The sequence below is a fragment of the Pseudovibrio sp. Ad26 genome, from assembly GCF_001623285.1.
GTDB lineage: Bacteria > Pseudomonadota > Alphaproteobacteria > Rhizobiales > Stappiaceae > Pseudovibrio > Pseudovibrio ascidiaceicola.
The window spans coordinates 14,699-35,991 of sequence record NZ_LMCE01000015.1 but is presented as its reverse complement, the minus strand read 5'-3'; the positions used below and the strand labels follow the sequence as shown (position 1 = coordinate 35,991).

Below are 21,293 nucleotides of genomic sequence, written 5' to 3'. Positions count from 1 at the left end.
CTACCCTAGGGTAAGGTGTTATGACGGTGGGAGGGTACAATGGCAGTTGAAACTGAGAATCTTAAATTCCTTGTTGGTCCGAAGACAGTCCTCGATCATTTAGAGGATAACCCGCTGGATGATCTTGAGGGCGAGATTATCGGGTTTATTGATGCTGCAGAGCGCTCGCTCGACATAGCAATTCAAGAAATAGACAATAAACGCATAACCAACGCACTTATCAACGCAAAGCGACGCGGGGTGCGGGTGCGAGTGGTGTCCGAGGCGGATTACCTGAGCGTAGATGAGCCAGCAGACGACCCGCACTCAAGCGACCCTCGTGTTGAGAACGAGGTGAACCGGCAACTTCACGCGGCGTTGCTGCGCTCTAAGGTGTGGGTTCGGACTGACTTTAACCCACGGATATTCCATCAGAAATTCATCATTCGCGATGGCAATGCTGTTCTGACCGGCTCCACAAACTTCACTGAGACCGGCACACATCGCAACCTGAACCATCTTCTCATCATCAAGAATGAGAAGGTTGCCGATATCTTTGAACGGGAATTCAGGGAGATTAAACGGGGGCGATTTGGCCGATACAGCGTTGATGACAACGAAGCCGAGAACACACCGAAAGAAGTGATTGTTGACGACATCCGCGTGAAAGTTTGCTTTGCACCGGACCACGCACCAGAGATGGAAGTCACCAAACAGATGACAAAAGCTAAGGAACGAGTGGACTTTGCTATCTTCACCTTCTCCAAAAGCTCCGGCATTGATGATGCCATGTTGCTGCTGATGGAGGCTGGGCGAAAGGTGCGTGGTGCGCTTGATGCCCGGCAAGGCGGACAGGACTGGGCAGCCACTCAGCCTTTAGCAGAAGCTGGTGCTGATTTGCATTTCGTTCGCGGTTCAAGCCGAATTGGTAAGCTTCATCATAAGCTTATGGTAATTGATGATAGCATTATGATTGTCGGCAGCTTCAATTACACAGGCCCGGCGAACCGGTTTAATGACGAGAACATCGTCGTTTTGGGGGATTCTGTGGTGCCAACCGAGAACCAGAAACGGTTTGCGATGGCCGCTCGGCAGGAAATTGACCGGATCATCAGTGATCACGGGCAGCCAATCGTCATCAACTGAATTTGCGCAGGCATTTCGCAAAGGCGTGTATGTTTATCTTTTGGTAACCATTCAGCCAGATTTGGCGCTTACACTTTGCGAATGGCAAATTCCCTTGATAGCGGCGAAGACTTACTCATCATCTGCAAACCAGATGTTACCGCAGCGATAGAAGACTGGATTGATCATCTGGGCTCTGAACGGCGACTGGCTGAACGGACACTGGAAGCGTATGAGCGTGATGCCCGTCAGTTCCTGCGTTTCATGACCAGTTACGAGGGTGAACCGGTTGCTCTACGGCATCTGGAGTCTTTGAAACCAAAGGACTTTCGCGCTTTTCTGGCGACACGTCGGAAGGATGGCGCGCAGACGCGGACACTGGCCCGTGGCCTTGCTGGCATCCGCTCTTTCCTCTCGTTTTTGGAGGAGCGCGGTGAGGTGAATGCGGCTGGAGCTGCGGCGGTCCGTACGCCGAGACTTCCCCGTAGCCTACCCAAGCCTATCCCCGTTGAGGAAGCCAAAGCAATTGTCAGCAGCGATCTCGCTTTCGAGGACACTCCCTGGGTTGAAGCCCGTAACGCAGCCGTCTTCACGCTGCTCTACGGCTGCGGCCTCCGCATCTCTGAAGCGCTGTCTCTAACATCGGCCTCGGCACCGAAGGAGGGGGATAAATCACTGAAGATTCGCGGTAAAGGCAACAAAGAACGGCTTGTTCCGGTTCTGCCAGTGGTAATAGAAGCTATCGAGGCCTACAAAGAGCAGTGCCCCTATGACCTGTCAGGCAGCTCCCCGCTGTTTCGCGGCGTTCGTGGCGGACCGCTAAATGCACGTATGATCCAGCTGGCCATGCAGAAAATCCGCAGTGCTCTCGGACTTCCGGATACTGCAACCCCACATGCTTTACGCCACTCTTTTGCAACTCACTTACTCTCTGAAGGCGGGGATTTGAGGAGCATTCAGGAGCTTCTGGGTCACGCAAGTCTTTCTACCACACAGATTTATACCGAAGTGAACAGTGCACAGCTGTTGGACGCTTATGACAAGGCACACCCGCGTCGTTGATAGGTTATCCCGCTCCCTCACATCACCTTGATCTCCCTTAGCAGATCCCCTAGGTTCGGCAATGTGAAACGGGGTGCCCGACACTTGTGTTGTGGCTGAGATTATACTCGAAGAACCTGCTCTGGATAATTCCAGCGAAGGGAGCACTCACACCGTGTTGGGGGATAGTTTCTTCTGGCGGCATGCCAAGGCCCTGACACCAGCTCTCTTTCGCACAACAAGACCGAGGATAAAAATGGGTCGTGTCGAAAGCGCTTGCGCAACTCTTTCCGCAATTCGTGAAAACAGTCCACTCGTCCATAACATGACGAACATCGTGGTAGCGAATACCACTGCTAACGCCCTGCTGGCCATTGGCGCTTCTCCTGCCATGGTGGATGGACCAGAGGAAGCCCCTGAACTTGCAAGTGTTGCAGGTGCATTAGTGGTCAACGTTGGCACGGTTACCCCTGCTCAGGCAGAGGCAATGAAGCTGGCGACAACTGCAGCTCTCAAAGCAGGTCGCCCTTGGGTGCTGGACCCGGTGGCTGTTGGAGCGCTGACCTTCCGCACCAAGCTGGCTGGTGAATTGCTGGAGAACAAGCCGAGCGTTATTCGCGGCAATGCCTCTGAAATCATGGCACTTGCTGGTCTGGGTGCAGGTGGAAAAGGCGTTGATAGCACCGATAGTTCTGAGGCTGCTCTCGCAGGAGCAAAAGAACTGGCGAAGCAGACGGGCGCTGTTGTTGTTGTCTCTGGGCCGGTGGATTTCATCACAGACGGCAAACGCACAGCTGAAGTCTCCAACGGGGATAAGATGATGCCTTATGTGACTGGTCTTGGCTGCACGGCAACGGCTTTGACTGGCGCAACATTGGCTGTTTGCGACAACCCGTTTGATGCCGCTGTTGATGCAATGGTCTTTCTCGGAGTTGTTGGTGAGATTGCTGCAAAAAATTCAGCCGGACCAGCAAGCTTACAGCTGGATATCATTAACGGTCTCTATCAGCTGAACAGCGATATCCTCAACGCAACAACACGGGTTGAAATGCATGAAGCCGTTGCTTGATCTTTCCGTTTATCTGGTGCTGGGGCCGCAAGACTGCCCCGGTCAGGATCCCGTCGACATTGCAGTTGCAGCTGCACAAAACGGCGCAACTTTGGCCCAGCTTAGAGACAAGACCGGCAGCACACGTGAGCAAATTGAGCTCGCAGAGCGGTTGATGCAAGCGTTGAAGCCGCTGAATGTGCCGTTGATCATCAATGACCGTGTGGATGTTGCGTTAGCCGTTAATGCGGACGGGGTTCATGTTGGGCAGGATGATATGGATGCCACGAAAGCCCGGGAGTTGATTGGCGCTAATAAGCTGCTTGGCCTATCGGTCAGCACTCAGGATGAACTTGATGCTGCGGATATTTCTGCCTGCGATTACCTTGGCATAGGCGCCTGCTTCCCGACGGGCAGTAAGGATGATGCGGCTGAGGTGGGCATGCGGAGCTTTGCAGGTCTGACAGCTCAGTCTCAGTTGCCTGTGGTTGGAATTGGCGGAATTTCGCTTGCTAATGCGGATCAGGTGATCAAAGCTGGAGCAGATGGAGTTGCAGTTATTTCAGCAATCTGTGGGGCATCTAGTCCTTCCGCAGCTACGCGCAAGCTTCAGGACATCATCAAAAGCGTAAAAGACCTAGGGTGATAGGATAAAACACGCATTTACTCCTCGCAGAGCCCATTTACATTGATATATGAGAGGACTAGGCGGGGAGCTTTTAGTCATGAAACTTAGACAAACAACATTTATGTGCATGTTCTTCAGCACGTTTGCTTTTCTTGTTTCAGCAGCTCAAGCTCAAACAGCCTGTGAAGTCCGCAAATCGGAGATGGCGGAGCTGGGGGACTGGGAAAACCCCAAAGCACGTTTGAAAGAGCTTTCTCAGATTGAAGTTGAAGGCCAGTGCCTTGATGGACAACTGGTTGTGCGCGCCCGCGCATTTACCAGCTGCTCTCCTCGCGATTGCAAATGGGGTTGGGCGCCAGGGCAGCTTAGTTTTTCTGGCGTACTCACGTTCCGGTTTGGTGGCTTCTTCAAAGCGCAACACATTGAGCTTCGGCCAATGGGGGAGCGTATTCAGGCTTACGTGCGAACAGAAAACCACGATCCAACGATTCCCAATAAGACCCGCAGCTACATCCTTGTTCGCCAATAGCAAAAAAGCCGCCTCAGTTTCCTGAAGCGGCTTTTTCTTAATCTGGAAGTTCCAGATTACATATGGATTGGCTTGGCGAATGTCGCCATAGCAGCTTCTTTCACTGCCTCAGACATTGTTGGGTGCGCATGACAGGTGCGACCCAGATCTTCAGAGGAACCGCCGAATTCCATCAGAACACATGCTTCGTGGATCATTTCGCCAGCCCCAACGCCAACGATATGAACGCCGAGCACGCGATCTGTTTCAGCGTCAGCCAGAACTTTCACAAAACCGTCGGTGTGAAGCGTCGCTTTCGCGCGACCGTTTGCGGAGAACGGGAACTTGCCGGACTTGAATTTGATGCCAGCAGCTTTCAACTCTTCTTCAGTCTTACCAACGCTGGCAACTTCCGGAGAGGTGTAAACAACACCAGGAATGACGTCATAGTTTACATGACCAGCCTGGCCGGAAAGCATTTCTGCAACAGCAACACCTTCGTCTTCCGCTTTGTGCGCAAGCATTGGGCCTGCGATCACATCACCGATAGCAAAGATACCGTCAACATTGGTCTTGTAGTGGTTGTCTGTCTTCACGCGGCCGCGCTCATCCAGTTCAACACCTGCTTCTGCCAGACCAAGACCTTCAGTGTAAGGACGACGGCCGATTGCGACGAGAACCACGTCTGCATCCAGAGCTGCTGCGGCGGCTTCACCCGCTGCTGGCTCAACGGTCACTTCCAAAGCACGGCCTTTTTTCTGAACCGCAGTTACCTTGGAGGACAGCTTGAACTTGAGGCCCTGCTTTTTCAGCATACGCAGGAACTGCTTGGAAACGTCTGCATCCATTGGGCCAAGGATCTTGTCCATGAACTCAACAACGGTCACTTCAGCACCAAGACGGGCATAGACGGAACCAAGCTCAAGACCGATAACGCCAGCGCCGACAACAGTCATGCGGTTAGGCACTTTATCCAGAACCAAAGCGCCGGTTGAGGAGACGATAGTTTTTTCGTCAATCTCGATACCTGGCAGAGGCATCACGTCAGAACCTGTTGCGATCACGATGTTCTTGGTTTCAACGATGGAAGTAGAGCCGTCTTCAGCTTTTACTTCTACGCGACCAGCGCCAAGCACACGGCCAGTACCAGTGTGAACGTCGATCTTGTTCTTTTTGAAGAGGTAATCGATGCCGGTTACATTGCCGTCGATCACTTTGTCTTTGTGCGCCAGCATTGCCTTCCAGTCCACTTTGGGCTTGGAAGTTTTGATGCCCAGGGCTTCAAAGCTGTGGTTTGCTTCCTCAAACATTTCAGAAGCATGCAGCAGAGCTTTGGATGGAATACAACCGATGTTCAGGCAAGTACCACCATGGGTCTTACGCTTCTCAACTACAGCAACTTTCATGCCGAGCTGAGCTGCCTTGATTGCACAAACATAACCGCCTGGGCCGGTACCGATGACGACGAGATCGTAGGACATTTGCAAATCCCTGTAAGTAGGCGGGAGAAGGCTGCAACGAAGAGAAGTGCGCCAATTTCCCTTAAAACAAATGTGCCCGGCCAGTGCCGGGCACGTTTATATCAGAGGTCCAGAATCAGACGCTGTGGATCTTCAAGGCTCTCTTTAACGCGAACCAGGAAGGTCACTGCCTCTTTGCCGTCTACGATACGGTGATCGTAGGACAGAGCCAGATACATCATCGGACGGATTTCTACCTGACCGTTGATCGCAACCGGACGCTCCTGAATTTTGTGCATGCCGAGAATACCGGACTGCGGTGCGTTCAGGATTGGAGAGGACATCAGGGAGCCGTAAACACCGCCATTAGAGACGGTGAAAGTGCCACCCTGCATGTCTGCCATGGAGAGCTTGCCATCACGGCCTTTACGACCGAGGTTGCCGATTTCTTTTTCGATTTCAGCAATAGACATCTGGTCTGCATCACGAACAACAGGAACCACGAGACCCTTCGGAGTGCCAACAGCAACACCGATATGCGCGTAGTTTTTGTAGATGATGTCAGTGCCATCGATCTCAGCGTTTACAGCCGGGATTTCTTTAAGAGCATGGGTAATTGCTTTGGTGAAGAAACCCATGAAGCCAAGCTTTACGCCGTGCTTCTTCTCAAAGATGTCCTTGTACTGCTTGCGCAGGTCCATGATCGGCTTCATGTCCACTTCGTTGTAAGTGGTCAGCATAGCCGCAGTGTTCTGAGCATCTTTCAAGCGGCGCGCAATCGTCTGGCGTAGCTTGGTCATGCGAACACGTTCTTCACGCACTTCGTCAGTCGGAGCTGAAACGACGCGCACTGCAACAGGAGCTGGAGCAGCTGCCGGAGCAGCAGAAACGCCAGCAGCAACAGCTGCGAGAACATCACCTTTAAGAACCTGACCGCGCTTGCCAGAGCCTGCAACCTGATCAGCGGAGAGACCTTTTTCAGCCATCATCTTTGCTGCAGAAGGTGCTGCTGGCATGCTTGTGCCAGAAACCACTGGAGCTGCTCCGGCAGCTGCGCCGTCGCCTTTAGCGATTTTGCAGAGCAGGTTACCAGGCTCAACAGTTGCGCCAGTTGCCTGAGCGATTTCAACTACGGTACCAGCAACTGGGCTAGGTACTTCCTGAGCAGCTTTGTCTGTTTCCAGCTCAACGAGGATATCGTCAGCCTTTACAACGTCACCAACTTTAACTGACCATTCGCCAACTTCAGCTTCGGTAACGCTTTCACCAGCGTGTGGTACCAGAACTTCAACTGTTTCAGCAGCTGCAGCAGGCGCAGCTTTAGCAGCCGGTGCAGCTTCGGCAGCAGGAGCGGACACAGCACCAGCTGCGCCCTCTGCGATGGAACCAAGAAGGGCGCCAACTTCAACAGTATCGCCTTCTTTCACATCAATGCTATCCAGTTTACCAGCTACAGGCGCAGGTACTTCAACAGTTACCTTGTCTGTTTCCAGCTCAACCAGTGGCTCATCTGCATTCACCGCATCGCCCGGTTTTTTGAACCATTGAGCGATTGTTGCCTCGGTTACGGATTCACCCAGAGTGGGTACTCGAATTTCCGTCGCCATTGTCTCTATCTCTTTTCGTTTCAGGGCCCCTGAAAGGCCTGTCGGACTTACCTGATTACGAGGTACTTACTCGGCGAATGCATCGTCGAGGAAAGCTTGTAGCTGAGCCAAGTGCTTTGACATCAAGCCGGTTGCTGTAGCAGCAGCTGGTGGACGGCCAACGTAACGCGGGCGATGCACTTTTGCATTCACATGCTCCAGAACCCATTCAATATATTGTTGAATGAAGAACCAAGAGCCCATGTTCTTTGGCTCTTCCTGACACCAGACTACGTCTGCATTCTTGAAGCGGCCCATCTCTACGCACAGGGATTTGGTCGGGAATGGGTAGAGCTGCTCAACGCGGAGGATGTAAACATCGTTGATGTTACGTTTCTCACGCTCTTCGAGCAGGTCATAGTAGACCTTACCTGTACACAGGATCACGCGACGGATGTCTTCATCCTTCTTCAGCTCAACAGTTGAACCCGGGTTCGTCTGAGCATCATCGTGAAGGAGACGGTGGAAGCTTTCGTCTGCGCCGAAGTCTTCCAGTTTGGAAACTGCACGCTTGTGGCGGAGCAGAGACTTTGGCGTCATCAGAACGAGTGGCTTACGAATGTCACGCTTCAGCTGACGGCGAAGGATGTGGAAGTAGTTTGCCGGTGTCGAACAGTTCGCCACCTGCATGTTGTCTTCCGCGCACATCTGCAAGAAACGCTCAAGGCGTGCTGAGGAGTGTTCAGGCCCCTGACCTTCATAACCGTGCGGCAGCAAGCAAACCAGACCGGACATACGCAGCCATTTACGCTCACCAGAGGAGATGAACTGGTCGAACAGTACCTGTGCACCGTTGGCGAAGTCGCCGAACTGTGCTTCCCACATGGTCAGCGCATTTGGTTCTGTCAGCGAGTAACCGTATTCAAAGCCCAACACTGCTTCTTCAGACAGCATTGAGTTGATGACTTCATAACGGCCCTGCTTTTCACCAACGTGGTTCAGCGGGATGTAACGGTCTTCGTCTTCCTGATCATAAAGAACGGAGTGACGCTGAGAGAAGGTACCGCGCTCACAATCCTGACCGGACAAGCGAACGGAATGGCCTTCTTTCAGCAACGCACCGAATGCCATTGCCTCACCCATTGCCCAATCGATACCTTCACCGGTCTCGATCATTTTGGCACGGTTGTTCATGAAGCGGCGGATCGTGCGGTGTGCATTGAAGTCATCAGGAACATTGGTCAGCTTGCCGCCAAGGTCCTTGAGTTCATCCATTGAAAGACCAGTAGAACCACGACGCGGCTCATCGACTTCCTTAGCAATCTTCATCTTAGACCAACGGCCATCAAGCCAGTCGGCTTTGTTTGGCTTGTAGGTTTGGCCTGTTTCGAATTCACGATCCAGATGCGAACGCCAATCAGCTTTTGCTTTATTCACGTCCTCAGCAGACATCAGACCTTCTTTGACCAGCTTGTCAGCATAGATCTGAAGGGTTGTTTCATGCTTGCGGATCTTGCGGTACATGATTGGCTGCGTAAACGCAGGCTCGTCACCTTCGTTATGGCCAAAGCGGCGATAACAGATGATATCAATCACGACTGGGCGTCCGAACTTCTGACGATATTCAGTTGCAATCTTTGCAGCAAAAGTAACAGCTTCCGGATCATCACCATTTGCATGGAAGATCGGCGCTTCAATCACTTTCGCAGCATCAGAAGGATAAGGTGAAGACCGTGAGAAACGTGGGTTGGTTGTAAAGCCGATCTGGTTGTTGATGATCACATGGATCGAACCACCAGTGCGGTGACCACGAAGCGCGGACAGACCGAAACACTCAGCAACAACACCCTGACCAGCAAACGCAGCATCGCCATGCAGAAGCAATGGGAGGACGTTGCTGCGATCAATTTCTGATGTCTCTTTCCAATCAGAAAGCTGGTCCTGCTTGGCACGAACCTTACCCAGAACAACCGGGTTTACGATCTCAAGGTGAGACGGGTTCGCAGTCAAAGACAGGTGAACGTTGTTGTTGTCGAAGGAGCGGTCAGAAGAAGCACCGAGGTGGTACTTCACATCACCGGAGCCTTCCACATCATCAGGAGCGTATGAACCGCCCTTGAACTCATGGAAGATCGCGCGATGTGGCTTGCCCATCACCTGAGACAGAACGTTCAAACGGCCACGGTGTGCCATGCCCAGAACGATGTCTTTAACACCAAGAGCACCACCACGTTTGATGATCTGCTCCAGCGCTGGGATCAGTGCTTCACCACCGTCCAGACCGAAACGCTTTGTACCGGTGTATTTTACATCAAGAAACTTCTCGAAGCCTTCGGCCTCAACAAGTTTATTGAGGATCGCTTTTTTACCTTCTGGTGTGAAGGCAACGTGCTTGTCCGGACCTTCAATGCGCTCCTGGATCCATGCTTTTGCAGCAGGATCAGAAATATGCATGAACTCGACACCAAGAGTGGAGCAATAGGTCCGTTTCAGAATTTCCAGCATCTCACGGATGGTGGCAAATTCCATACCCAGAACGTTGTCCAGGAAGATCTTCCGATCCCAGTCCGCTTCAGAGAAGCCATAGGTCGCGGGATGCAACTCTTCATGGTCACCAGGAACAGCAAGGCGGAGCGGGTCAAGATCAGCATGCAAGTGGCCGCGCATACGGTAAGCACGGATCATCATGATCGCACGAACACTATCGCGAGTTGCCTGCAGCACCTGATCTTCGGTTAGCTCAACACCATTCTTCTTGGCCGTGGACTTGATCTTTTTGCTGACTTCTTTCTCAGCAGGCCAGTCGCCATCAAGAGCTGAAACCAGTTCACCATTTGCTGGAACTGGCCAATCAGAACGCTGCCAGGTTGCTCCGCGAGCTTCCTTGATTACGTCTTCTGGATTATCCTGAAGCGAAGAAAAGAATTCTTTCCACTCGGGGTCGAGTGAATTCGGGTTTTCCTGATATTGAGCATAAAGCTCTTCAATATAAGGAGCGTTGGCGCCGTAAAGAAACGACGTCAGCGCGAATACGTTGTTCGCGTCCTGCCGAGCCATCGTTTTTAAGCGGACTGTTGATCCGCCCTACTTTCTTTGGGCGGGTGTCACACACCACATACCCTTGGGTCCCGCGACTGACAGCAAGCCTGGGGACTTACTGCCTTCTCAAGACTGTCGATGAAAGTGATTCACCGACAGTCGATTTAGTATGCCTCCTAAATGGTATAGGAGGTGTAATTTTTAAGCACCCTGCTTCAACTCTTCGAGAAGAGCAACAAGGGTCTTGCCAAGCTTAGCTGGGGATGGAGATACACGGATGCCCGCGTCTTCCATTGCAGCAATCTTGTCGTCCGCTCCGCCTTTACCGCCAGAGATCACAGCACCTGCGTGACCCATGGTACGGCCTGGAGGCGCTGTACGACCAGCGATGAAGCCAACCATTGGCTTAGAACGGCCTTTTGCAGCCTGTTCTTTGAGCCATTCAGCTGCTTCTTCTTCTGCAGAACCACCGATCTCACCGATCATGATGATGGATTCTGTTTCTGGATCATCCAAGAACAGGTCCAGCATATCGATGAACTCAGTGCCTTTCACAGGGTCACCACCAATACCGACTGCAGTGGACTGGCCAAGGCCTTCCTGCGAAGTCTGGAAGACTGCTTCATAAGTAAGTGTACCTGAACGGGAAACAATACCTACAGAGCCCTTCTGGAAGATGGAGCCTGGCATAATGCCAATCTTGCACTGTTCAGGTGTCAGAACACCTGGACAGTTTGGACCGAGAAGACGGCTGTCGGATGCGTCGAGGCGAGCTTTAACCTTCACCATGTCTGCAACCGGGATACCCTCAGTGATACAAACGATCAAAGGAATGCCAGCGTCGATAGCTTCGATGATTGCTGCGCCTGCACCTGCTGGTGGGACGTAAACAACAGAAGCGTTTGCACCGGTTGCTTCTTTAGCTTCTTTAACGGAAGCAAAGATTGGCAGTTCAGCAGCGGATTCAAGTCCGGAAGACCAGGTTTCTCCGCCTTTTTTAGGGTGTACGCCAGCAACCATTTGGGTGCCGAAGTAAGCCAGTGCCTGCTCAGTGTGGAATGTACCGGTTTTACCAGTCAGACCCTGAACGATGACTTTGGTGTCTTTGTCGACGAGGATAGACATTATGCGACCTCCTTCACAGCAGCCACGATTTTCTGAGCTGCATCGTCGAGATCGTCAGCAGGAATAACATTCATGCCGCTTTCGCTAATGATCTTCTTACCAAGCTCAACGTTGGTGCCTTCGAGACGCACAACGAGTGGAACCTGAAGACCAACTTCTTTAACAGCAGCCAGAACGCCTTCTGCGATCACATCACAGCGCATGATGCCACCGAAGATGTTAACCAGAATGCCCTGTACGTTTGGATCGGACGTGATGATCTTGAACGCAGAGGTTACTTTCTCTTTGGTAGCGCCGCCACCAACGTCGAGGAAGTTTGCAGGCTCAGCACCATACAGCTTGATGATGTCCATGGTCGCCATTGCCAAACCAGCACCGTTCACCATGCAGCCGATGTTACCGTCGAGAGCAACGTAAGCGAGGTCGTGCTTGGAAGCTTCGATCTCTTTTTCGTCTTCTTCGGTCTTATCGCGCAGGGCAACAATGTCTTCGTGGCGGAACAGTGCGTTGCCGTCGAAGGACACTTTCGCATCCAGAACGCGCAGACGACCATTTTCCATAACGATCAGTGGGTTGATTTCGAGAAGCGCCATATCCTTTTCTACAAATGCTTTGTAGAGGATTGGGAACAGCTTCATGCCATCCGCGCGTGCTTCACCTTCAAGCTTGAGGGTGTCACAAAGAGCGGATGCTTTGTCTTCGGTCACGCCCTGAAGCGGATCGATTGGCAGAGTGAGGATAAGTTCTGGCGTGTTGTGCGCAACTTCCTCGATATCCATGCCGCCTTCGGTGGATGCTACGAAAGCAACCTGACCACATGTGCGGTCGACGAGCAGAGAGAGGTACAGTTCGCGGTCAATGTCTGCGCCGTCTTCAATGTAGAGACGGTTTACGACTTTACCAGCATCACCGGTCTGCGCAGTCACCAGCGTGTTGCCGAGCATGTCAGCAGCGTGGGACTTTACTTCATCCAGGTTGAATGCAAGACGAACGCCGCCTTTTGCTTCTGGGCCAAGTTCTTTGAACTTACCCTTACCGCGACCACCTGCGTGGATTTGGGACTTCACAACCCACAACGGGCCTGGAAGGCTTTTTGCAGCAGCTTCAGCTTCATCAGCGGAGAAAATTGCAACACCTTCAGCAACAGGTGCGCCGTATTCCTTCAGGACCTGTTTGGCCTGGTATTCATGTATGTTCATCTGCCCTTCCCATTCTAAGGGGCCCTGCCGAAGCAGGGAGCTAGACTGGCAACGCCTAGTGCTGCCAGTCTTTCAGATCATAGCTTGCGTGGCTTATGCCAGAGCAGGCTGGATTTTCTTACAAGCGTCAACAAGGCCGTTTACAGAAGAAACAGATTTGTCGAACATCGCTTTTTCATCGCTATTGAGATCAATTTCAATGATACGTTCGATGCCGTTTTCGCCAATAACAGTTGGCACGCCAAGGTACATGTCTTTCTGACCATACTGGCCATCAAGGTATGCAGCACATGGAAGAACGCGCTTTTTGTCTTTGAGGTAGCTTTCTGCCATTGCGATAGCAGATGCAGCTGGTGCGTAGAATGCGGAACCTGTTTTCAGAAGACCAACGATCTCTGCGCCACCATCACGGGTGCGCTGAACGATTTCTTCGAGACGCTCAGCAGTGAGCCAGCCCATTTTCACCAGATCGGTGAGTGGAACGCCAGCAACAGTGGAGTAGCGTGTCAGTGGAACCATTGTATCGCCGTGACCGCCAAGAACGAATGCGGTTACGTCTTCTACGGATACTTTGAATTCTTCTGCAAGGAAGTAACGGAAGCGAGCGCTATCCAATACGCCAGCCATGCCAACAACTTTGTTTGCTGGAAGACCGGAGAATTTCTGCAGAGCCCAAACCATCGCGTCAAGTGGGTTGGTGATGCAGATTACGAAAGCGTCTGGAGCGTACTTCTTAATACCAGCACCAACCTGCTCCATAACCTTCAGGTTAATTTCAAGCAGATCATCACGGCTCATGCCAGGTTTACGAGGAACACCTGCAGTCACGATGACGACATCAGAACCAGCGATGCCTTCATAAGTGTTTGTGCCAGACAGACCAGAGTCAAAGCCGTCAACTGGAGAAGATTCTGCCAAGTCCAAAGCTTTGCCCTGAGGCATACCTTCAGCGATGTCGAACAGAACGATATCACCCAGTTCTTTCAGACCAGCGAGGTGTGCAAGTGTGCCACCAATCTGACCGGATCCAATCAAAGCAATCTTGTTGCGCGCCATGAGGAGCTCCCCTTTACGTAACATAGAACCATGATATATGGTGCCTATTTGTCGCAGTGGGTAGCGGTTTTGACGGATGTGCGCAACCCAAATGAAGCACACATCCGCGTTATTTTCCGTAAAATGACGTTTTTTTAGCAGTTTGGATAAGCTCTCAATACGTCATTTCTGAATAAAATTAAATTTTTTCAGATTTCGATATTATGCTCACGCATCAAGTACTCTTCCGAACGCATTTCGATCAAGCGCGAAGCTGTCCGATCAAACTCAAATGCTTCGGTTCCAGATGAGGCAACATAGAGCTCCTGCGGCTCTGCGCTTGCCTGAATCACGAGATGAACGTGATTGTCGTAGAGCGTATCAATCAGATTGATGAATCGCTTTGCTTCGTTCCTACGCGCCTTTTCCAAGACAGGTACACCTTCGAGGAAAACTGTGTTGAAAGCATGTGCAATACGCAGGTAATCAGAGGGCCCTAGCGGGGTGCAACACAATTCCTGAAATGTGAACCAGGCAATCGCGCTACAGGTGCGGCTCACGGGTATTTTCCGGCCTTTATTTTCCAACTCAATAAGATGGCACTGAAGGCCATAAGTCATACTAGCCCAAAGTTTCTCCATTTTCTGAAGACTTTCAGGACCAAGCGGCTCAAGATACGTGTCGGAGCCAGAGAGCTTCTCGAGGCGGTAATCCGTCGGCGCATCCAAATGGATGACACTCATTCGCTCACTCAAAGAACGGATGAATGGAAGAATGTGATTTCTATTCAGTCCGTCTTTATAGAGTTCATCCGGCACCACGTTTGAGGTACACACGACGACAACGCCAGCCTCGAACAATTTGCCGAAAAGCCGCCCGAGCAACATGGCATCTGCGATGTCGGTTACAGTGAATTCATCAAAGCACAGGAGCCGCGTTGTACTGATGATCTCCTCAGCAACCGGGATGATCGGATCGCGGTCTTTGATCGTCCCAGCACTGATCTTCTTGCGGACCATAAATATGCGATCGTGGATCTCCTCCATAAACTCATGGAAGTGGGAACGATGCTTTTTAGGTTCAGGACTTAGATCGTAGAACAGATCCATGAGCATGGTTTTGCCGCGTCCTACAGATCCCCAAATATACAGGCCTTTGATATAGTCTGGCTCTTCCTTGCCTTTTCCAAGCAGGCGACCTAACAGCCCCTTCTTTTCTTCCGGCTTTCGCTGCACCATTTCTGCAGTCAAAGCATCCAGAGACTTTGCCACCTGAATTTGCGCCGGATCGGCTTCCAGGTCGCCCCGCGCCACCATCGCTTCGTAGTGGGCAAGGACGGTTGTTAGGTTAGACGTATTCTCAAGCACGGAGCTCACATTCCTTAAGCTGTATTTCAGAGGGCAAATCACGCCGATCCGACGGGCTATATTTGCCCATGGCATAAAGGAGAGCGCTACCCAGACGCAAGTACAATAGGGTTTATTCGTAAAACCAACGTCTCACATCTGATCAAATTCTGCGGCGCACTTAAACAAACGCAAAAAGCGCTGCGCCTGATATTGGCGCAACGCTTCGAAACTTATAGGATCATCAGATGATGATTAGCGGGCGAAGTTGATTGGAGCGCCGTTCGCTGTTTGACCAGAGAAGTTGGTTCCAGCCCCAGAGAGGGTCGCAACGTTTCCGCCGCCAGCGTCTTTCAAGATAACCTGACTGCCATTCAGATTCCATGCAGAAATCTGAGAGAGCGTTGCATCGCTACAGCCGCGTGTATTTGCACGGTAACCGCCGCTCCACTTGGTCAGCGTCATGAAGAGCTTACAGTTGTCGCCACCTGAAGAGACGCTCCAGCCGCCAAGCAGATCGGTGCGGCCCACAGAACCACCTGTTGCATTGACGTTTGGAGCAGGAGGTGCAGAAACAACCTGCGAATTAGCGTTCGCGTCCTGACCGTCAACCAAGATCTGGCCTTCAGCGCCCGGCTGACCAGGAGTGATCGGCGACAGGGTCTGACCCTCGATTGGTGAGATCGGAGAAGCAGGCAACGGAGAGACATAGCTACGGGTATACGTCGTCCGTTGGCACGCTATTGTGGAAAGTGCAATTACAGAAACAAATGCAATCGTCAAACTACGATTCATAGTGGTGTCATCCCAGCCTTGTGAATTAAGGCGTATTAACCATAAAGACCTTAAGAAACTGCCCCTAAAACAAGGCAGGTGAAAGGTTTACCACTCAAAAAAATGTGAGTTTCCCACTGAAACCCCTATTTCCTAAGGGAAACATGGGAAAATCTGACAACTCTCATAAAGCATTGGGCCAGCCAACCTTAACAAGCTGCACGCCAATTTAGAGAATCACTAGAAAAAACCTTAGAGGAGGTTGCAAGATCTATAGATTCTTTAATTTTGCGGAATGCATCTGTTGCCTCTTTTATGTTCCGGGGAATATCTTCATCTAGGCAAATATCCCAGTTCAACTTTACTGGATGACCGGGCCACATTGGTTGCTTGTCAAGAAGCACACTTGTCTGAAGTCTTATTATATAGTCAGGTTGAGGCGCATGGGGCAGCGAAAAAATCGTCCAGGGCTTCGGATGCAATCCCCCCTCATCCATACCGTTGGCGAAAAGAACCTTCTTGGTAAGCGAAACCATTTCCTCTCGTGGCAAGGGGCCACCAGAGAAGGCACGCAACTCTCCCATGGAGGTATGGTTTAAGTAGGCTTCTGCGGCCAGACTCAGAAATGAATTATCTACGCAAACAAACAGTACATTTGCCGTAGTCATAGGCACGTCTCCACTGGAGCGCCGGACAATGTCCAATCATTCGGTGTCACTCGATTCCAGCACTTCATAGTGCCCTTTTTCTTCGGATCGATGACAACCAGACGATGCGCTTAAAATAATTGCGATTAGAATTGGAATGAGCGAAGCCAAAATGCGGAAATATTCGCAGTGGAGGCTTCAAACCTAAGTGAACTCAGTTCACTTTGTTTCTCTATGCCTGTATAAAGGCTCCGATTTTTCTGAGTTTATTTGGAGCTGCACAATGTCTTTCCCTTTATGGACCATACTGATTGCCGGTCTGATGCCATGGCTTTCTGTTCTTCCTGCCAAATTTTCCCGCAAGTTCGACAACTCAAACCCAAGAGACCCAGAGTACTGGAAAGAAGGATTTCGCTTGCGCGCGCGCTCCGCAGAGATCAACGGCCTCGAAGCTTTCCCTCTTTATGCAGTATCTGTGCTCGTTGCCCTCGCCTATGGCGGTGACCCAGACTGGATTGAAAGATTGTGCGGTCTGTTCATCGCAATGCGCGTGCTGTTCGTCGCATGCTATTGGCTTAACCGCGCCACCCTGCGTTCTCTTGTCTGGTTCGTTGGTTTGATTTGCGCTGTTGCGCTGTTCACGTCTCCGGCGTGGTCATAACAGCAAGCGCTGAGGGTCATAATCCCCGCGATTTCAAGGTATTGTGAGAAAGGTAAAGATCTTTCTCACGCAAACTGGCACGGTTCTGCTGTTTCTGCAGAGCTTCAGGTGAGAGAAGTAAACAGAAGGTCTTGTGAGACCCTTAGTTTTTAGGGATGACCGCCCATTTCAGGAAGAAACGATCTGCTTGGGCAGCAGTTTCCTGAGTAAATTGGCGACGACGGCGCGCAAGTAGCGCAGGGCCCGCTTCCAATTCAGCCAGTATCAGATCGTTGATAGCGCCAGCAGGGCGAACGACATCCTTGATCATCCCAGCCTCGCTACGTTCTACCAATTCTTCAATCTCACCACGAAGCACAGGGCGAATAAAGGTCGCCTCGGCAATATCTGAGAGGCGAGAAGGCGGAACGCCCTGATAGCGTTTCTGATTGTACCAGCGCAGCACCAGTGATGAGCGGATGAGGTCATACAAGCGTTCAGGCACGATCTCGCCGAGAGACACACCATCAAACCTATGCTTCTGCCGCTCAATCCGATTGTAATGATAAAGCGCGAAGCGAACCGGGTCACAATGTTCAAGGGCAAAGGAGATCAACGACTTCGGAAACTCATCATGACCCGCATATGGATCCCTCAACTGAACCCAGTCAAGCGACTCTGGATTGCCTTTAAGCAGAGCGATGAGCGTTTTCTTCAAGTCCCAGCCGGACACATTTGCTGGCACATTCACATCAACGTCTATCGTCTCGTCTACCGGAAAAAGGGAGAGGTAGTGCTCAATTGATCGAATGTAGATGAAACGACAATTGGCGTAGTGAGCTTCAGATTTTTTATGAAGATACAGGTGCGAAAGATCGCCCGCGTGCAGAACACGCAGATTTCTTTCGTTTTCCAAGTTACGAAAGCCCTTTTCCAGCTCCATAAAAACAGAAGAGCTTTCCGAACCAACCTGTGAAGGTGCACCCACCAATATTGCCTACCTGAAATCTAAGAGGCTTCCCCTCGTTGCACTTACCCTTGAACGCAATTCAGGGCAAGTGCACGCAAGCAGTTTGCTCTCTAAGTTTTAGGAAAACAGAGAGATTGGGTGAAGATACACCTTCTCTTACTTGGCTTCGGCAGAAAGGGCATCAAATGCGCTGAGGGCCTCTGCAGCGTACATTAGGGAAGGTCCACCACCCATGTAAACAGCCACACCAAGGGCTTCCATCAGCTCTTCACGAGTAACACCATACTTGATGCAAGCTTTTGCGTGGTATCCAAGGCAGGCATCACACCGGGCGGCAACGCCGATGGAGATCGCGATGAGTTCTTTTTGCTTCGGTTCAAGAGCGCCAGTTCCAATCGCGCTTTTTGCGATTTCGCCAAATCCCTTCATAACGCCAGGAATACCTGGGCGCAGTTCAGCGATACGACCATCGGTTTGGGTGAGGAATTCTTGCCAATTTTCTACAGCCATGCTTCAACTCCTTTTATATTAGATATTACTAATACTAATAATTCGGAAAAATCCAACAATGACTAAAATCAAAGAAATTGCGCTTAGCGCATTAATATCATTCGTGTTTTTACATAATTTGTCTGTTAATGTGACGCGTACGTCATTGCAATCTTTACTCAGCTATGATTACTGAAGGAACTCTCGTTTTTTCATTTTCGGAAATTAATATGTCCATCGCAGAAATCCTGACTGCAAAGGGCCGTGCTGCTGACCTGCTCGCCGCCGCCCGTGATGCATTCCTCACCCAAGGCTACAAGAAGACCTCGGTGAGCGAGATTGCAGATGCCTCAGGTATCTCAATGGCGCATATCTATAACTTCTATCCAAGCAAGATAGACCTTGCCTGTGCTGTTGTCGCTGCCGAGGTGGTAAAACTGGTTGCCCGCCTCGAAACAGCGACTGACCCCAACGCGAGTGCATCAGCGCGCCTAAGCAAGTTTCTCATGATGGAGTTTGAAGAGACTTATCGCCTGCTGGAACTCAATAAGGGGCTTGCAGACTGCTTGCAGGTACTGGAGCAAAAGCGTCCGGAAGACTTTGAAGAACTGTTCCGGCTCGTACGGCAACCGATGCACACCATCCTTCATTCCGGCAACCTTGCTGAGGAATTTGACTTGCGAGAAGTCAGCCAGGTGGCAAGACACATTCACGCTGCCACGATGAAGTTCCGCTTTCCTCAACTGCACAGCCACGAACCCTATGAGATGCAGCGCAAAGAATGCATTGGCGTTATCAAGCTGGTTCTGCGAGGCGTTGAGCGACGCTAGAGGGTTGCTGACTTTTTCGTAAACCCGCCATGACCTCATTGACGGTTTCGTAGGGATTGCAGTTATTTCCCCTTTAAAATTGAGAAATCAGCGTATCATTACCTGCCAATTACAACTAGCCTTAACGCAAATTTTCCTTTTTAAAATCAAGCATTTATAAAGATCGTAGTTCTAGACTTATTTGTATCAAGTTACCTATCACGTCTGATTATTTAGCCGTGTCATCCTCTTGCGTATTTTGGGGGAACCAATGAGTCGCTTAAGAGTATTTGCGTTTGCGGTATTGGGATTGCTCGGCTTCAGCAGCCATTCCTATGCTGTTGAATACCCACCTGGCGTAGAGGTGGAAGAACCCTATGAGGTTTACGAGGAAGAAGTTGTCGATGGGCTGATCACACCACCTGAATATGACTGGGATGGCTTCTATCTCGGTGTTCAGGGCGGCTGGGCACGCCTGCATGGCACGAACCGCTTCAACAACAGTGGCACGCAGTATAACGGCGGGACCGTTGGATTATATGGCGGCTACAACTACACCTACCAGAACATCCTGATCGGCGTAGAAGGCGAAGGGGCTTATTGGTCTTTTGGTGAGCGCTCTCGCGGTGAGATGTCCTTACGCTCTGACTACTTCGCTGCTGCAAAGATCAGAGCTGGCCTCACCTACGATTGGTTTATGGCATATGTGACTGGTGGTGCAGCCGTTTCGACCTTCCGTGCCTCAAACCCTAACTTCGGCCCCGGCTCTGACAGCAACACGATGCTTGGTTGGGTAGGTGGCGCAGGTCTAGAGATGTTTGTCACTGAGCGAGTAATTGTACGCCTAGATTACGAGCGCATCGTCTTTCCCGGACGCAGCTTCACCGTTGGCGGAACGCGCTTCAAGGAAGATATTGACAGCGACGCCATCCGGATAGGTATCTCCTATAAGTTCTAGGCCGTTAGCCTCAAATGAAAAAAGCCGCCTCATTTCAGTGAGGCGGCTTTTCTTGATTTCATAAAGTGCTTACACGCTGATTATACGCGGCGCTCTACCATCATCTTCTTGATCTCAGCAATTGCCTTCGCAGGGTTCAGACCCTTTGGACATGCCTGAGAGCAGTTCATGATGGTGTGGCAGCGGTACAGACGGAATGGATCTTCCAGATTGTCCAGACGCTCACCAGTTGCCTCATCACGGCTGTCGATCAACCAACGGTAAGCCTGCAGAAGGACTGCAGGACCGAGGTAGCGATCACCATTCCACCAGTAGCTTGGGCAAGAGGTGGAGCAGCAAGCACACAGAATGCACTCATAAAGACCATCCAGTTTCTGGCGATCTTCATGGGACTGCAGCCATTCTTTTTCAGGCTCAGGTGTCGTGGTTTTCAACCATGGCTCAATAGAGCGATGCTGCGCGTAAAAACGCGTCAGATCCGGCACAAGATCCTTCACAACAGGCATGTGCGGCAGAGGGTAGATTTTGACGATCTCGTGTGAGCATTCGTCAGCACCCTTAGTGCATGCCAGCGTGTTGGTTCCATCGATATTCATTGCACAGGACCCGCAGATCCCTTCACGACAAGACCGGCGGAAGGTCAATGTAGGATCGACCTTGTCCTTTATGTAGATGAGCGCGTCCAGAACCATTGGGCCACAATCGTCCGCATCAACATAGTAAGTGTCGATGCGTGGATTGCGTCCATCATCCGGAGACCAGCGGTAGATGCGGTACTCACGGGTGTTAGTGGCGCCTTCCGGCTTAGGCCAGACCTTGCCCTCTCCCATCCGGGAGTTTTGTGGCAGTTTGAATTCAGCCATAACAGTTACTCCAGGTTTCGGCGC

At 51.2% G+C, this 21,293-nt stretch carries 20 protein-coding genes and 1 riboswitch; of the genes, 8 read left to right on the top strand and 12 right to left on the bottom strand.

The window, feature by feature from the left end:
- The first annotated feature begins 39 nt into the window (after positions 1-39).
- The 5 genes from PsAD26_RS02980 (at position 40) to PsAD26_RS02960 (ending at position 4,350) form a co-directional block, all read left to right on the top strand.
- Positions 40-1,125: a phospholipase D-like domain-containing protein gene (locus PsAD26_RS02980; protein ID WP_063309223.1), complete on the top strand. Its 1,086-nt coding sequence runs from the start codon at positions 40-42 to the stop codon at positions 1,123-1,125.
- A gap of 81 nt (positions 1,126-1,206) precedes the next feature.
- The gene (locus PsAD26_RS02975) at positions 1,207-2,166 is read left to right on the top strand and encodes a tyrosine recombinase XerC (RefSeq protein WP_063309222.1); all 960 of its coding nucleotides are present in this window, start codon (positions 1,207-1,209) and stop codon (positions 2,164-2,166) included.
- A 59-nt stretch (positions 2,167-2,225) separates the two neighbouring features.
- A riboswitch (TPP riboswitch) is annotated at positions 2,226-2,326 on the top strand.
- A 75-nt stretch (positions 2,327-2,401) separates the two neighbouring features.
- Positions 2,402-3,214: a hydroxyethylthiazole kinase gene (gene thiM, locus PsAD26_RS02970; RefSeq protein WP_063309221.1), complete on the top strand. Its 813-nt coding sequence runs from the start codon at positions 2,402-2,404 to the stop codon at positions 3,212-3,214.
- Entirely contained in the window at positions 3,198-3,839 is a 642-nt protein-coding gene (thiE, locus tag PsAD26_RS02965; RefSeq protein WP_063309220.1) for a thiamine phosphate synthase, read from the top strand. The genes thiM and thiE overlap by 17 nt, the downstream gene beginning before the upstream one ends.
- A gap of 79 nt (positions 3,840-3,918) precedes the next feature.
- Entirely contained in the window at positions 3,919-4,350 is a 432-nt protein-coding gene (locus PsAD26_RS02960) for a hypothetical protein (RefSeq protein ID WP_063309219.1), read from the top strand.
- Between the two features lie 56 nt (positions 4,351-4,406).
- Here the strand turns inward: PsAD26_RS02960 and lpdA are convergent, their stop codons facing one another.
- The 9 genes from lpdA to PsAD26_RS02915 all read right to left on the bottom strand — a co-directional run bounded on the left by lpdA (position 4,407) and on the right by PsAD26_RS02915 (position 16,561).
- Positions 4,407-5,810, bottom strand: coding sequence for a dihydrolipoyl dehydrogenase (gene lpdA / locus PsAD26_RS02955; protein WP_063309218.1), 1,404 nt, complete (start codon positions 5,808-5,810; stop codon positions 4,407-4,409).
- A 101-nt stretch (positions 5,811-5,911) separates the two neighbouring features.
- Positions 5,912-7,396, bottom strand: coding sequence for a 2-oxoglutarate dehydrogenase complex dihydrolipoyllysine-residue succinyltransferase (gene odhB, locus PsAD26_RS02950; protein WP_063309217.1), 1,485 nt, complete (start codon positions 7,394-7,396; stop codon positions 5,912-5,914).
- Between the two features lie 66 nt (positions 7,397-7,462).
- The gene (locus PsAD26_RS02945; RefSeq protein WP_063309216.1) at positions 7,463-10,432 is read right to left on the bottom strand and encodes a 2-oxoglutarate dehydrogenase E1 component; all 2,970 of its coding nucleotides are present in this window, start codon (positions 10,430-10,432) and stop codon (positions 7,463-7,465) included.
- 183 nt (positions 10,433-10,615) lie between these two features.
- Positions 10,616-11,539, bottom strand: a complete 924-nt coding sequence (gene sucD, locus PsAD26_RS02940) for a succinate--CoA ligase subunit alpha (RefSeq protein ID WP_063294852.1) — start codon at positions 11,537-11,539, stop codon at positions 10,616-10,618.
- Positions 11,539-12,738, bottom strand: a complete 1,200-nt coding sequence (gene sucC, locus PsAD26_RS02935) for an ADP-forming succinate--CoA ligase subunit beta (RefSeq protein ID WP_063294851.1) — start codon at positions 12,736-12,738, stop codon at positions 11,539-11,541. The genes sucD and sucC overlap by 1 nt, the downstream gene beginning before the upstream one ends.
- A 93-nt stretch (positions 12,739-12,831) precedes the next feature.
- Positions 12,832-13,794, bottom strand: a complete 963-nt coding sequence (gene mdh / locus PsAD26_RS02930; RefSeq protein ID WP_057462983.1) for a malate dehydrogenase — start codon at positions 13,792-13,794, stop codon at positions 12,832-12,834.
- A 188-nt stretch (positions 13,795-13,982) separates the two neighbouring features.
- Positions 13,983-15,140: a cell division protein ZapE gene (gene zapE / locus PsAD26_RS02925; protein WP_063309215.1), complete on the bottom strand. Its 1,158-nt coding sequence runs from the start codon at positions 15,138-15,140 to the stop codon at positions 13,983-13,985.
- Positions 15,141-15,374: 234 nt separating this feature from the next.
- A complete protein-coding gene (locus PsAD26_RS02920; protein WP_063309214.1) occupies positions 15,375-15,914 on the bottom strand; it encodes an AprI/Inh family metalloprotease inhibitor in 540 nt (179 codons plus the stop codon).
- Between the two features lie 188 nt (positions 15,915-16,102).
- Complete coding sequence (locus PsAD26_RS02915; RefSeq protein WP_063309213.1) at positions 16,103-16,561, bottom strand: hypothetical protein; 459 nt, start codon at positions 16,559-16,561, stop codon at positions 16,103-16,105.
- A 262-nt stretch (positions 16,562-16,823) separates the two neighbouring features.
- On the opposite strand from PsAD26_RS02915, the gene PsAD26_RS02910 reads away from it, so the two are divergent.
- Positions 16,824-17,201, top strand: coding sequence for an MAPEG family protein (locus PsAD26_RS02910; protein ID WP_063286410.1), 378 nt, complete (start codon positions 16,824-16,826; stop codon positions 17,199-17,201).
- A gap of 142 nt (positions 17,202-17,343) precedes the next feature.
- On the opposite strand, the gene PsAD26_RS02905 is transcribed toward PsAD26_RS02910, so the two are convergent.
- Together PsAD26_RS02905 and PsAD26_RS02900 are read right to left on the bottom strand one after the other, a co-directional pair.
- The gene (locus PsAD26_RS02905) at positions 17,344-18,168 is read right to left on the bottom strand and encodes a nucleotidyltransferase domain-containing protein (protein WP_208985475.1); all 825 of its coding nucleotides are present in this window, start codon (positions 18,166-18,168) and stop codon (positions 17,344-17,346) included.
- Between the two features lie 138 nt (positions 18,169-18,306).
- A complete protein-coding gene (locus PsAD26_RS02900; protein ID WP_063286408.1) occupies positions 18,307-18,660 on the bottom strand; it encodes a carboxymuconolactone decarboxylase family protein in 354 nt (117 codons plus the stop codon).
- 209 nt (positions 18,661-18,869) lie between these two features.
- Between PsAD26_RS02900 and PsAD26_RS02895 the strand changes: the two genes are divergently transcribed.
- Positions 18,870-19,469, top strand: a complete 600-nt coding sequence (locus PsAD26_RS02895; RefSeq protein ID WP_063309211.1) for a TetR/AcrR family transcriptional regulator — start codon at positions 18,870-18,872, stop codon at positions 19,467-19,469.
- Between the two features lie 250 nt (positions 19,470-19,719).
- Positions 19,720-20,406 (top strand): outer membrane beta-barrel protein, encoded by a 687-nt coding sequence (locus PsAD26_RS02890; RefSeq protein ID WP_063309210.1) that lies wholly within the window; start codon positions 19,720-19,722, stop codon positions 20,404-20,406.
- 80 nt (positions 20,407-20,486) lie between these two features.
- On the opposite strand, the gene PsAD26_RS02885 is transcribed toward PsAD26_RS02890, so the two are convergent.
- Positions 20,487-21,269, bottom strand: a complete 783-nt coding sequence (locus PsAD26_RS02885) for a succinate dehydrogenase iron-sulfur subunit (RefSeq protein ID WP_063294842.1) — start codon at positions 21,267-21,269, stop codon at positions 20,487-20,489.
- Positions 21,270-21,293: the final 24 nt, after the last annotated feature.